The 12,702-nt window shown below is 64.1% G+C and carries 11 protein-coding genes; 7 read left to right on the top strand and 4 right to left on the bottom strand.

From position 1 onward, the window contains the following. Both IN820_RS07470 and IN820_RS07465 read right to left on the bottom strand, forming a co-directional pair. Nucleotides 1-290: two-partner secretion domain-containing protein (locus IN820_RS07470; RefSeq protein WP_193680373.1), on the bottom strand; the 290-nt coding region annotated here is incomplete at its 3' end. A 25-nt stretch (nucleotides 291-315) separates the two neighbouring features. Then, nucleotides 316-2,013 carry a ShlB/FhaC/HecB family hemolysin secretion/activation protein gene (locus IN820_RS07465; RefSeq protein WP_408005209.1) on the bottom strand — a complete coding sequence of 566 codons (1,698 nt, stop codon included), beginning with the start codon at nucleotides 2,011-2,013 and terminating at the stop codon, nucleotides 316-318. A gap of 385 nt (nucleotides 2,014-2,398) precedes the next feature. On the opposite strand from IN820_RS07465, the gene IN820_RS07460 reads away from it, so the two are divergent. Both IN820_RS07460 and IN820_RS07455 read left to right on the top strand, forming a co-directional pair. Next, nucleotides 2,399-2,629, top strand: coding sequence for a type II toxin-antitoxin system Phd/YefM family antitoxin (locus IN820_RS07460; RefSeq protein WP_193680371.1), 231 nt, complete (start codon nucleotides 2,399-2,401; stop codon nucleotides 2,627-2,629). Nucleotides 2,630-2,634: 5 nt separating this feature from the next. Continuing rightward, nucleotides 2,635-3,012, top strand: a complete 378-nt coding sequence (locus IN820_RS07455) for a type II toxin-antitoxin system VapC family toxin (RefSeq protein ID WP_193680370.1) — start codon at nucleotides 2,635-2,637, stop codon at nucleotides 3,010-3,012. Between the two features lie 282 nt (nucleotides 3,013-3,294). Here IN820_RS07455 and typA read toward each other — a convergent pair whose 3' ends face one another. Together typA and thiI are read right to left on the bottom strand one after the other, a co-directional pair. Further along, nucleotides 3,295-5,115, bottom strand: a complete 1,821-nt coding sequence (typA, locus tag IN820_RS07450; protein ID WP_193680369.1) for a translational GTPase TypA — start codon at nucleotides 5,113-5,115, stop codon at nucleotides 3,295-3,297. 132 nt (nucleotides 5,116-5,247) lie between these two features. After that, complete coding sequence (gene thiI / locus IN820_RS07445; protein WP_193680368.1) at nucleotides 5,248-6,747, bottom strand: tRNA uracil 4-sulfurtransferase ThiI; 1,500 nt, start codon at nucleotides 6,745-6,747, stop codon at nucleotides 5,248-5,250. A 341-nt stretch (nucleotides 6,748-7,088) separates the two neighbouring features. Here thiI and glnA point away from each other — a divergent pair, with 341 nt between their 5' ends. The 5 genes from glnA (at nucleotide 7,089) to ntrC (ending at nucleotide 12,631) form a co-directional block, all read left to right on the top strand. Continuing rightward, complete coding sequence (glnA, locus tag IN820_RS07440; protein ID WP_193680367.1) at nucleotides 7,089-8,492, top strand: glutamate--ammonia ligase; 1,404 nt, start codon at nucleotides 7,089-7,091, stop codon at nucleotides 8,490-8,492. A 293-nt stretch (nucleotides 8,493-8,785) separates the two neighbouring features. Next, nucleotides 8,786-9,325: a DUF4124 domain-containing protein gene (locus tag IN820_RS07435; protein WP_193680366.1), complete on the top strand. Its 540-nt coding sequence runs from the start codon at nucleotides 8,786-8,788 to the stop codon at nucleotides 9,323-9,325. Further along, nucleotides 9,322-9,945 (top strand): DUF4124 domain-containing protein, encoded by a 624-nt coding sequence (locus IN820_RS07430; protein ID WP_193680365.1) that lies wholly within the window; start codon nucleotides 9,322-9,324, stop codon nucleotides 9,943-9,945. The genes IN820_RS07435 and IN820_RS07430 overlap by 4 nt, the downstream gene beginning before the upstream one ends. Before the next feature lie 170 nt (nucleotides 9,946-10,115). Beyond that, nucleotides 10,116-11,198: a nitrogen regulation protein NR(II) gene (gene glnL, locus IN820_RS07425; protein WP_193680364.1), complete on the top strand. Its 1,083-nt coding sequence runs from the start codon at nucleotides 10,116-10,118 to the stop codon at nucleotides 11,196-11,198. After that, on the top strand, nucleotides 11,195-12,631 hold the full coding sequence (gene ntrC / locus IN820_RS07420; protein WP_193680363.1) for a nitrogen regulation protein NR(I): 1,437 nt from the start codon (nucleotides 11,195-11,197) through the stop codon (nucleotides 12,629-12,631). Before glnL ends, ntrC begins: the two co-directional genes overlap by 4 nt. Nucleotides 12,632-12,702: the final 71 nt, after the last annotated feature.

The following is a 12,702-nucleotide window of genomic DNA, read 5'->3' as shown; positions in this document are numbered from 1 at the left end:
TTGCCGAGGATGATGCCGCCCAGTTGCGTGCTCTGGGTACGCTCGGTGGCGTTGTTGAGGATCAGGCCCTGCTGGCCGACGTTGTAGTCCTTGAACCGGTTGTGCGACAGGCCCTTGCCGTTGGGCGCGGCGATGTTGACGATCGGCACGCCATTGCCGGCCTGCCCCAGCGTCGCACCGCTCCCGGCGGCGACGCTCAGTTCCGCGGCCGCGCCCACGATGGGGTTGAGGAACATGACGCCCACCAGCAGGGTGGCGACGTTCTGGAAGAAGGGGCTGCGCACGTCCATGTACAAGACTCCAGCTTTGTTCGATTCAGAAGAACAGGTCGACGCGCAAGTACAGCGGCCGCTCCCGCGCTTCGATCACGTCCGGCCGCTCCAGCGAGCGGGCAAAGGTCAGCGAGGCGGCGAGATGCTCGCCCCGCGCGCTCAATTCCACGCCATGGCCGGATAGGCGGCCGTGAAAGTCGGGGTTGTAGCGCCCGCCATGAATGACGCCGACGTCATAGGCGTAGGCCAGGCCGTATTCCTGCAGGAACGGGCGCAACGGCTCCCAGCCGACGGGGCGTCGCCAACGCAGCTGGTTGCGCCAATAGCCGCCGGTGTCGCCGGATAACGATTGCTCCTTGTATCCGCGTACCGACGCCAGCCCACCAATGCTGATGCGCTGCGGGCTGTAGAGCACGTCTTCGCTCTTCTGGGCGTTGAGCAATGAATCGAAGCTGAACGACTCGTCCCATAGCCGGAACGGCTGCAGCGCGCTCAGCGTCAGGCTGTACTTGTGGTAGCGGGCGTCCGGCTCGCCGTAGCGCGGGTCGCCGCGGCGCTGCGCGTCGAAGGCGCCGGTGCCATGCTGCCAGCCCAGGTCGAGGTTGACGAAGGCGGTGCCGATACGACGGCCATGGTTGAGGCCGAGCTGCATTTCCGACAGGCGCTGGCTGGAGACGTCGAGCAGGCTGTTCTCGATATAGTTGCGGGTACGCAGGTGAGCCACGCCGAAGCTGACGGCGGTCTTGCTGACCGCATCGCGGTGCAGCACGCGCTCTGCGCCCAGCTGATGGCTCTTGCTTTCGCCGTCCATTTCGAAGAGAAAGCCCGACGCTTCCCCCCGGGTCCGGTAGTAGCTCTGGTTGTAGCCATAGCTGAACGTCCACCAGCCGTACGGCAGGCTGTAGGACAATCCCTGGTTGGCCGAATGGCGATGCCGATCGCTGACGGCATCGCCACCGCCACGCAGGCTGAGCTGGTCGGCCAGGCCCAGTGGGCTGTCCCAGTCGAGCCCCAGCCCCCACTGTTGCTCGCCGGTGCTCCTTTCACCGTTGTTGTGGCGATTGAGGCTGACCCGCCAGGGCCTGAGCGGCTCGCCCTGCAGGCGCACGCGGCTGCCACCGGCCTCGGCACCGGGCAACAGCTCCATCTGCGCCGGCCGTGAAGGCAGGCGGTTCAGCTGATCGACCAGTTGCTCCAGCTGGCGCAGGTCGACGATGTCGCCGACCCGCCCGGGAAAGGCCATGGCCAACTCACGATCACTGGCGATGGCCGACCGATCCAGGCCTTCGAGACGGCCCTCGATCACCAGCACCTCCAGCTCGCCGTCGGCCATGTCCTGTTCCGGCAGGTAGGCGCGGGACGTGACGTAACCTCGGTCGATATAGAACTGGGTGATGGCCTTCAGCAGCGCGTTGAGCTGGCTGACGCCGAGGCATTGGCCTTCATAGGGCTGCAGCAGCCGGCGCTGCTCGTCGGGCGAGACGAGGTCGGCACCCTGCAGGCGAATCGTGCGGATTTCGAAGCAGCGCTCGTCCTCGGCGGGGGCCGGCTGCTCGGGCAGCACCTCGCGCCCGGGCAATTGCTGGAGTTCCTCCAGGCGTCGGCGCTGCTCCTCGAGCAGGCGTTCCTGGCGGTCACGGATCAGATCACGTTCGCCAGGCAGCGTCGGCACCTGAGCGAATGCCGAAATGAAAAAGAATGCGCCTCCCAGCGCGGCGAGCAGCTGTCGCATCGCAACCATCCCTGGCGCTAAAGAACAGGCCAGCGATAGTGAGCGAAGTGCCATCACCAGACAATCGGGACATGATCGTAGCAGCCATAAACGTGATACAGATCACAAAATCAGACTTTCTCTTCGGGAACTTTTCCGGAAAACAGGAACGACGCAAAGTGTCCGAGCGGGCTATGGAGCCCTTATTCCAGTATCCGAGCGGCATGCACATGCCCTTCAGGACTTGCCACCACGACATGATCTGCGAGCACTCTTGCCTCCTTCGGGACCTCAGGTGGTATCCGACAAAATCCGCGGTGATTTTCCGTCTCGTCCGGTTCTTCCCTGGCTAAACCCCGCTCATTGCTCCAACAGAGCTCTGGCTATAATTGGCCAAATCTTTCAGGAGAGCACCATGCATACCGTCTCCCTGGCAGACGCCAAGAACCAGCTTTCGCGCCTGGTCGATGAGGCGTGCGATGGCAAGGAAGTCGTCATTGCCAAACACGGTCGTCCGATGGCCCGTCTGGTCGCGGCAAACAAGGCCTCTGGATTGCGTTTCGGCCTGATGAAAGGGCAGATCGAGATCGCCGAGGACTTCGACGATGAACTCCCGGAAGAAGCCCTGGCAGGCTTCGAGTCGTAAAAGCCATGCGCATCTTGATCGACACCCATATCCTGCTGTGGATACTGCAGGACAGCCCCAGGCTGAGCGCCAAAGCCCGCCAGCAGTTGCAACGAGCCAGCGAGGTGTACGTCAGCGCTGCGTCGTTCTGGGAGATCGCCATCAAACAAGGGCTCGGCAAGCTGAATGTCGATATCGAGTCGCTGCGAGCAAGCTGCGAGATGAGCGGAATCATCGAATTACCGGTTACCGTCGATCATGCCATTGAGCGTCTCGGGCTTGCCCCGCTGAACAAGGATCCTTTCGACCGGATCATAGCCGCCAGCGCAGTGGCCGAGCCCATGAAGCTCATGACAGCGGATAGCAAGGTCGCGGCCTATACCAATCTGGCCATTCTCGTATGACGCCGGGCACCATGTGGCCGATGATTGCAGCAGGTCGGCGGTGGCTTCGTCGGTCCAGCGAGCGGTTTGCGCGAGCCTGCTGTGCGAGGCGATGCTTGAGGCCTATCGCCGCGAGGGCGCGCCTCCCACAGGGGTTCGGTGGTGCTCGCTGCATTTGTGGGAGGCCCGACCTCGGGGCGATAGGCCACTGAGCCGCTGGCAAACAAAAAGCCCCGCACGGATCGCTCCGGCGGGGCTTTTGCTTTTTCTTGCAGCTTGAAGCTTGCCGCTTGTGGCTGCCTCTTAGACCTTGCTGCGCTCGAAACGCTTGCGGTCATTCTCGTTGAGGTACTTCTTGCGCAGGCGGATCGACTTGGGCGTCACTTCCACCAGTTCGTCGTCGGCGATGAATTCCAGCGCCTGCTCGAGGGTGAACTTGATCGGCGGCACCAGGGCGATGACTTCGTCCTTGCCCGACGCGCGCATGTTGTCGAGCTTCTTGCCCTTGGTGGGGTTGATCACCAGGTCGTTGTCGCGGCTGTTGATGCCGGCCAGTTGGCCTTCGTAGATTTCCTGGCCGGGCTCGAGGAACAGCTTGCCGCGCGCCTGCAGGGTTTCCAGCGAGTAGGTCAGCGCGGTGCCGGTGGCCATGGAGACCAGTACGCCGTTCTGGCGGTTGGTGACCTCACCGGCCTTGATCGCGCCGTAGTGGCTGAAGGTCGAGGTGAGGATGCCGCTGCCCGAGGTCAGGGTCAGGAAGTTGTTACGGAAGCCGATCAGGCCGCGCGCCGGGATGGTGTATTCCAGGCGGACACGGCCCTTGCCGTCGGGGACCATGTTGCTCAGGTCGCCCTTGCGCAGGCCCATCTGCTCCATCACCGGACCCTGGTGCTGTTCTTCGATGTCGATGGTGACGTTCTCGTACGGCTCCTGCTTCTCGCCGGCTTCGTTCTCGATGATCACCACTTCCGGACGGCCCACGGCCAGCTCGAAACCTTCGCGACGCATGGTTTCGATCAGTACCGACAGGTGCAGCTCGCCACGGCCGGAAACCTTGAACTTCTCCGGGGTCTCGCCCGGCTCGACGCGCAGGGCGACGTTGTGCAGCAGTTCCTTGTCCAGGCGGTCCTTGATGTTGCGGCTGGTGACGAACTTGCCTTCCTTGCCGGCGAACGGCGAGTCGTTGACCTGGAAGGTCATGCTCACGGTCGGCTGGTCGACGGTCAGCGGCGGCAGCGCCTCGACGTTGTTCTGGTCGCACAGGGTGTCGGAGATGTACAGCTCGTCCATGCCGCTGACGCAGACGATGTCGCCGGCGGTGGCTTCCTGCACTTCGACGCGCTGCAGGCCGGAGTGGCCCATGATCTTGAGGATACGGCCGTTGCGCTTCTTGCCATCGGCGCCGATGGCGGTGACCGGCGTGTTGGCCTTGATGGTGCCGCGGGCGATGCGGCCGATGCCGATCACGCCGAGGAAGCTGTTGTAGTCCAGCTGGGAAATCTGCATCTGGAACGGACCGTCGACGTCGACGACCGGAGCCGGCACGTGGTCGACGATGGCCTGGAACAGGGCGTCCATGTCGTCGTCCATGTTCTCGTGGTCCAGACCGGCGATGCCGTTCAGGGCGCTGGCGTAGACGATCGGGAAGTCCAGCTGCTCGTCGGTGGCGCCGAGGTTGTCGAACAGGTCGAAGATCTGGTCGATGACCCAGTCAGGACGCGCGCCCGGACGGTCGATCTTGTTCACCACGACGATCGGGCGCAGGCCGGCCTTGAACGCCTTCTGGGTGACGAAGCGGGTCTGCGGCATGGGGCCGTCCTGGGCGTCGACCACCAGCAGCACGGAGTCGACCATGCTCATCACGCGCTCGACCTCACCGCCGAAGTCGGCGTGGCCGGGGGTGTCGACGATGTTGATGCTGTAGTCCTTCCACTTCAGCGCGGTGTTCTTGGCCAGGATGGTGATGCCACGTTCCTTTTCCTGGTCGTTGCTGTCCATCACGCGCTCGTTTTCCAGCTCCTTGCGGTCCAGGGTGCCGGACAGGCGCAGGAGTTTGTCGACGAGGGTGGTCTTGCCATGGTCGACGTGGGCGATGATGGCGATGTTGCGGAGATTCTCGATCACTGTTTGTTTCCTAAAAAAGCCGCGAGCTTCAAGCCGCAAGCTGCAAGTAAAAAGCGGGGGTTCGGTGACAGGGCTGGGCACGCCGGTCGGGAGGGTGCCTTCTGCGCAGCGCACTGCATTTGATTCTCATGGCTACACACTGCTCTCTTGCCGCTTGCGGCTAGCCGCCTGTGGCTGCCCGTCCGGCCGATAGACCCGCACGTTCTGATGCCCCTCGCTCAGCAGATGGTGAGCATGCAGGCGGCTCATGACACCTTTGTCGCAGTACAGCAGGTACTGGCGGTTTTCATCCAGTTCCTTGAAACGGTTGTTCAGCGCGTAGAACGGCAGCGCCTGTATTTCGATACCCGGCAGTTCGAGCGGTTCGTCTTCGGCGGCATCGGGGTGACGAATGTCGAGGATGACCTGGCCGGCCACCGCTTCGCCGACTTCCTCGACCCTGATGTCCTCGCCCAGTTCGTCGATCACGCGGTCGATCGGCACCTGGCGGGCATTGGCCAGGGCGCGCTCGAGGATGGCCATGTCGAACTGCTTCTCTTCGTGCTCGACGCGGTAGCGCTTGGCCTTGGTGGTCGGGTTCTTCGAGATCACGCCGCAGTATTCGGGCATGTTCTTGGCGAATTCGGCGGTGCCGATGGCGAAGGCGGTGTCGATGATGTCCTGCTTGTGGCTGGCGATCAGTGGGCGCAGCACCAGCATGTCGGTGGCCGAATCGATCACCGAGAGGTTCGGCAGGGTCTGGCTGGAGACCTGGGAAATCGCCTCGCCGGTGACCAGCGCGTCGATGCGCAGGCGCTCGGCGATCTGCGTCGAGGCGCGCAGCATCATGCGCTTCAAGACCACGCCCATCTGGCTGTTGTCGACGTTCTGCAGGATCTCGCCGACCACTTCCTCGAACGGCACGCTGACGAACAGCACGCGGTGCGAGCTGCCGTACTTCTGCCATAGATAGTGGGCGACTTCCATCACGCCCAACTCGTGGGCGCGACCGCCGAGGTTGAAGAAGCAGAAGTGGGTCATCAGCCCGCGGCGCATCATCTGGTAGGCAGCGACGGTGGAGTCGAACCCGCCGGACATCAGCACCAGGGTCTGTTCCAGCGCACCCAGCGGATAGCCGCCGATGCCGTCGTGCTGCTGGTGGACGACGAACAGGCGCTGGTCGCGGATCTCCATGCGCACTTCGATCTCCGGCGCCTTCAGCGAGATGCCGGCGGCCCCGCACTGCTGGCGCAGCTGGCTGCCGACATGGCGTTCGACATCCATGGAGCTGAACGGGTGCTTGCCGGCGCGCTTGCAGCGCACGGCGAAGACCCTGCCCGGCAGGCGCTCGGCATAATGCGTCTTGCACCTGGCGACGATGTCGTCCAGGTCGCCCAGAGGGTATTCGTGCACTTCCAGGCAATGGGCGATGCCCGGCGTGCAGCGCAGGCGCTCGATCATCTCGCGCAGCAGCTTCGGCTCGGCGCACGCGGTTTCCACCTCGATGTTGTCCCACACGCCCTCGACCCGCAGATCGGGATCGAGCTCGCGCAGCACGGTGCGGATGTTCTTCGCCAACTGGCGAATGAAGCCCTTGCGCACCGGCGGGCTCTTAATGGTGATTTCGGGGAAAACCTTGACGATCAGCTTCATGGAAACAGCGCGCGTGGCGGTACGGCATGAAAAGAGGGGGGCGGAGTATAGCGGAAACTGATCAACCTTTAATCGGTTTTCTCAAGGCCACTCTTTCGCACCAAAACAAGGCCGCGCACCATAGTGACGCACCAATAAGTCGCACGAAAAAGGTGCGCGCAGGGTCTTTGCCCAGGGAAATCCTTCGCAGCCACGCCAATCCGGGCCGACAGTTCCAACAAAGAGCACTGGCATGCAATTTGCTCTCTTGTGAGGCAGGTCGCCTTGGCGGAACATCGTCGCCCGGCTTCACCCTGATTCGGAAGCAACCCTGTCAACGCTTCCACCACTTGGAGAACACCATGTCGAAGTCGCTTCAACTGATCAAAGATTACGATGTGAAGTGGATTGATCTGCGCTTCACCGATACCAAAGGCAAACAGCAGCACGTCACCATGCCGGCCCGCGATGCCGACGATGACTTCTTCGAATACGGCAAGATGTTCGACGGTTCGTCCATCTCCGGCTGGAAGGGCATCGAAGCCTCCGACATGATCCTGATGCCGGACGACAGCACCGCCGTTCTGGACCCGTTCACCGAAGAGCCGACCCTGATCCTGGTCTGCGACATCATCGAACCCTCCACCATGCAGGGCTACGATCGCGACCCGCGCGCCATCGCCCGCCGCGCCGAGGAATTCCTCAAGTCCACCGGTATCGGTGACGCCGTATTCGTCGGCCCGGAGCCGGAGTTCTTCGTCTTCGACCAGGTGAAGTTCAAGTCCGACATCTCCGGCTCCATGTTCAAGATCTACTCCGAGCAGGGTTCCTGGAACACCGACGGCGAGATCGAAGGTGGCAACAAGGGCCACCGCCCAGGCATCAAGGGCGGCTACTTCCCGGTCCCGCCGGTCGATCACGACCACGAAATCCGTACCGCCATGTGCAACGCCATGGAGGAAATGGGCCTGGTCGTGGAAGTGCACCACCACGAAGTGGCGACTGCCGGCCAGAACGAGATCGGCGTGAAGTTCAACACCCTGGTGGCCAAGGCCGACGAAGTACAGACCCTCAAGTACTGCGTACACAACGTCGCCGACGCCTACGGCAAGACCGCCACCTTCATGCCCAAGCCCCTGTATGGCGACAACGGCTCGGGCATGCACGTGCACATGTCCATCTCCAAGGATGGCAAGAACACCTTCGCCGGTGACGGCTATGCCGGCCTGTCCGAGACCGCCCTGTACTTCATCGGCGGCATCATCAAGCACGGCAAGGCGCTGAACGGCTTCACCAACCCGTCGACCAACTCCTACAAGCGTCTGGTCCCGGGCTTCGAAGCACCGGTCATGCTGGCCTACTCGGCCCGCAACCGTTCCGCCTCGATCCGCATCCCGTACGTCAACAGCCCGAAGGCCCGCCGCATCGAAGCGCGCTTCCCGGACCCGTCGGCCAACCCCTACCTGGCCTTCGCCGCCCTGCTGATGGCCGGCCTGGACGGCATCCAGAACAAGATCCACCCTGGCGATGCCGCCGACAAGAACCTGTACGATCTGCCGCCGGAAGAAGGCAAGCTGATCCCGCAGGTCTGCGGCAGCCTGAAGGAAGCCCTGGAAGAGCTGGACAAGGGCCGCGCCTTCCTGACCAAGGGCGGCGTGTTCTCCGATGACTTCATCGATGCCTACATCGAGCTGAAATCGGAAGAAGAAATCAAGGTGCGCACCTTCGTGCACCCGCTGGAATACGACCTGTACTACAGCGTCTGATCGACCGCGTCGCGCAGAAAGGCCACCTTCGGGTGGCCTTTCTCGTTTTCGCGGCACCACGCGGTTATGCACGGCTCGGTTATGGCGTGGTTGCGAACCGCGTTCGGCGGGTTGCAACCCTACGCAACCCGCCCTACGCCGGCCGGGACTCCGTACAAAACCGCAGGGCGGGTGAAACCCGCGCGACCAGGATGAGGGCACAGCTTGTCGCCGCTCGCATTTCACACCGATCAGGCTTGCCTGCAGCCCCGCGCAATGCAAGGCTTTCCGCGACCACCACCGCGGAGCTCCCCATGCGTAGCGCATTGTTCGGCCTGCTGCTGATCCTGACCGCCCCGGCCATCGCCGAGATCTACAAATACACCGACGAGCGCGGCAATACGGTGTTCACCAACCAGCCACCGGAAGGCGTCCAGGCCGATGCCGTCGAGTTGCCACCGGCCAATACCGTGAACATCCGGACACCCGAGCCACCGCCGCCCCTGCCCGGCGAACAGCCCTCCGGACAGGCGCCCTACCAGACCCTGATCATCGCCGGCATCCCGGACGAAGAGGCGCTGCGCGCCAACAACGGCAGCTTCGTCGTCAGCGCCCGGCTGGAGCCGCCGCTGCAACGCGGCCACCGCCTGCGCTTCCTGCTCGACGGCATTCCCCAGGCGGCCGCCAGCACCGACACGTCACTGCAGCTGAACAACGTCGACCGCGGCGAGCACCGCCTGCAGGTCGAAGTGCTCAGCGGCGAGAGGGTCATCCAGCGCAGCGACCCGGAGCACTTCACCGTGCAGCGGGTGCACACCTCCAGCCCGGCGCTCAGACCCCGGCCGGCACCGTGAGCCGCTGGCTGGCCATTGCGCTGCTGGCCGCCACGCTGCCGGCGGTCGCCCAGATCTATACCTACGTAGACGCCGAGGGTAACCGGGTCTTCACCGATCGCCCGACCGGGCAGGCGGCCGAGCAGGTCCGGCTGAAACCCGCCAACAGCATGCCCGCGCCGCCCGCACCCGCGAGCCGGACAGCGGAGCCCGCGCCAGCCAAAAAGGCCGAGGTCGTCGCGTATCAGCTGCGCATCCTCAGCCCGGCAACGGACGAGACGATCCGCAACAACGCCGGCTCGGTCAACGTCACCTTGCAGAGCGAACCCGCCCTGCAGCCCGGCCACGCCTACCAGCTACTGCTCGACGAGCAGCCCTTTGGCGCCCCCGCAACGCAGCCGTCGATGGAGCTGAGCAATGTCGACCGCGGCACGCATCAGCTCGCGGTGGCGGTCGTGGACGAGGAAGAACGCATCCTGCAGCGCGGCGCGAGCCAGCCGTTCCATCTGGTACGCACCTCCCTGGCCCAGCGGCGCATGGTCAAGCCCTGCAAGAAGGACGACTACGGCGTGCGTCCGGAATGCCCGCTCAAGGATAAACCACCGGAAAAACGCGACATTCCCTTCGTGCCCTTTCTATGATCAACGTGCGCACCTATTTGGTGCCCATGAGTGACGGCCGCGCCGTTCGTCACCATTTTGGTTCACCGGCCAGGCTGCCCGATGCCGGAAACACACCGTTCCGCGCCCGAATGGCGCGCCTTGGTTTGGTTCTTGCATTTCCTGCCTGACCTTCCGGATGCAGACCAGCCATGATCAACGAAGCCTTGCAACGCCTGCTGATCGAGAACCTGACGACCGCGACGCTGATGCTCAATTCGCGCTTGCGCCTGGAATACATGAACCCGGCCGCCGAGATGCTGCTGGCCGTCAGCGGCCAGCGCAGCCATGGCCAGTTCATCAGCGAACTGTTCACCGAATCGCCGGAAGCGCTCGCCGCGCTGCGCCAGGCGGTGGAAGAAGCCCACCCCTTCACCAAGCGCGAAGCGACGCTGACCTCGGCCACCGGCCAGACCCTGACCGTGGACTACGCCGTGACCCCGGTGCTGACCCGCCAGGAAACCATGCTGCTGCTGGAAGTGCTGCCGCGCGACCGCCTGCTGCGCATCACCAAGGAAGAGGCGCAGCTGTCCAAGCAGGAAACCACCAAGATGCTGGTGCGCGGCCTCGCCCACGAGATCAAGAACCCCCTCGGCGGCATCCGCGGTGCCGCCCAGTTGCTGGCCCGTGAGCTGCCCGACGAGCACCTCAAGGACTACACCGAGGTCATCATCGAGGAGGCCGACCGGCTGAGAAATCTCGTGGACCGTATGCTCGGTTCGAACAAGCTGCCCTCGCTGGAAATGACCAACATTCACGAGGTGCTGGAACACGTCGCCAGCCTGATCGAAGCGGAATGCCAGGGAAGCATCATTTTGGTGCGCGACTATGACCCGAGCATCCCCGAAGTGCTGATGGACCGCGAGCAGATGATCCAGGCCGTGCTCAATATCATGCGCAACGCCATGCAGGCGCTCGCCGGCCAGACCGAACTGGGGCTCGGCCGCCTGACCCTGCGCACCCGCACGCTGCGCCAGTTCACCATCGGCCACATCCGCCACCGCCTGGTGGCACGCATCGAAATCATCGATAACGGCCCGGGCATCCCGGCCGAGCTGCAGAACACGCTCTTCTATCCCATGGTCAGCGGCCGTCCCGACGGAACCGGCCTCGGGCTGGCCATCACCCAGACCATCATCAGTCAGCACCAAGGCCTGATCGAGTGCGAGAGCCACCCCGGGCATACCGCCTTCTCGATCTTCCTGCCGCTGGAACAAGGAGCCCCATCAGCATGAGCCGAAGCGAAAACGTCTGGATCGTCGACGACGATCGCTCCATCCGCTGGGTCCTGGAAAAGGCCCTGCAGCAGGAAGGCATGGCCACGCAGAGCTTCGACAGCGCCGACGGCGTGCTCGCCCGGCTGGCGCGCCAGCAGCCGGATGTGATCATTTCCGACATCCGCATGCCGGGCCTCAGCGGGCTGGACCTGCTGTCGCAGATTCGCGAGCAGTATCCGCGCCTGCCGGTGATCATCATGACCGCGCACTCGGACCTCGACAGTGCGGTGGCCTCCTATCAGGGCGGCGCCTTCGAGTACCTGCCCAAGCCGTTCGACGTCGACGATGCGGTATCGCTGGTCAAGCGTGCCAACCAGCACGCCCAGGAACAGCTGCAGCTCAAGGAGCCGGCCAACCGGCACCACACGCCGGAAATCATCGGCGAGGCGCCGGCGATGCAGGAGGTGTTCCGCGCCATCGGTCGCCTCAGCCATTCCAACATCACCGTGTTGATCAACGGCGAATCGGGTACCGGCAAGGAGCTGGTGGCGCATGCCCTGCACCGCCACAGCCCGCGCTCGGCCTCGCCGTTCATCGCGCTGAACATGGCGGCGATCCCCAAGGACCTGATGGAATCGGAATTGTTCGGCCACGAGAAGGGCGCCTTCACCGGCGCCGCCAGCCAGCGCCGCGGGCGCTTCGAGCAGGCCGACGGCGGCACCCTGTTCCTCGACGAGATCGGCGACATGCCGGCCGACACCCAGACCCGCCTGTTGCGCGTGCTGGCCGACGGCGAGTTCTACCGGGTCGGCGGGCACACGCCGGTGCGGGTCGACGTGCGCATCATCGCCGCGACCCACCAGGACCTGGAAACCCTGGTACAGGCCGGCAAGTTCCGCGAGGACCTGTTCCACCGCCTGAACGTGATCCGCATCCATATCCCGCGCCTGGCCGACCGCCGCGAGGACATCCCGGCGCTGGCCGAGCACTTCCTCGCCAGCGCCGCGCAGGAACTCTCGGTCGAGACCAAGGTGCTCAAGCCGGAAACCAAGGAATACCTGCAGCACCTGCCCTGGCCGGGCAACGTGCGCCAGCTGGAGAACACCTGCCGCTGGATCACCGTGATGGCGTCCGGCCGCGAGGTGCACGTCAGCGACCTGCCGCCGGAACTGCTCAACCAGCAGGCCGACGCCCAGCCGGCCAACAACTGGGAACAGGCCCTGCGCAACTGGTCCGATCAGGCCCTGGCGCGCGGCCAGTCCAACCTGCTCGACGAAGCGGTGCCGGCCTTCGAACGGATCATGATCGAGACCGCGCTCAAGCACACCGCCGGCCGCCGCCGCGACGCCGCGCTGCTGCTGGGCTGGGGCCGCAACACCCTGACGCGCAAGATCAAGGAACTGGGCATGCGCGTCGACGGCAATGACGACGATGATGGGGACGACAGCTGAACGGCGCCGCCGTAGGCTGGGTTAAACCGTAGGGTGGAAAACTCGCGAAGCGATTTTCCACGCGCAGCGTG

The sequence above is a fragment of the Pseudomonas lopnurensis genome (assembly GCF_015070855.1).
GTDB classification, from domain to species: Bacteria; Pseudomonadota; Gammaproteobacteria; order Pseudomonadales; family Pseudomonadaceae; genus Stutzerimonas; species Stutzerimonas lopnurensis.
Note: the sequence above shows the minus strand (reverse complement) of the source record. Positions and strands in the feature narration are given on the sequence as shown.

Excerpts from the sequence above, each read along its gene's own strand:
- IN820_RS07465 (WP_408005209.1), bottom strand. The coding sequence starts at position 2,013 with ATGGTTGCGATGCGACAGCTGCTCGCCGCGCTGGGAGGCGCATTCTTT.
- IN820_RS07460 (WP_193680371.1), top strand. The coding sequence starts at position 2,399 with ATGCATACCGTCTCCCTGGCAGACGCCAAGAACCAGCTTTCGCGCCTG.
- IN820_RS07455 (WP_193680370.1), top strand. The coding sequence starts at position 2,635 with ATGCGCATCTTGATCGACACCCATATCCTGCTGTGGATACTGCAGGAC.
- thiI (WP_193680368.1), bottom strand. The coding sequence starts at position 6,747 with ATGAAGCTGATCGTCAAGGTTTTCCCCGAAATCACCATTAAGAGCCCG.
- glnA (WP_193680367.1), top strand. The coding sequence starts at position 7,089 with ATGTCGAAGTCGCTTCAACTGATCAAAGATTACGATGTGAAGTGGATT.
- IN820_RS07435 (WP_193680366.1), top strand. The coding sequence starts at position 8,786 with ATGCGTAGCGCATTGTTCGGCCTGCTGCTGATCCTGACCGCCCCGGCC.
- glnL (WP_193680364.1), top strand. The coding sequence starts at position 10,116 with ATGATCAACGAAGCCTTGCAACGCCTGCTGATCGAGAACCTGACGACC.
- ntrC (WP_193680363.1), top strand. The coding sequence starts at position 11,195 with ATGAGCCGAAGCGAAAACGTCTGGATCGTCGACGACGATCGCTCCATC.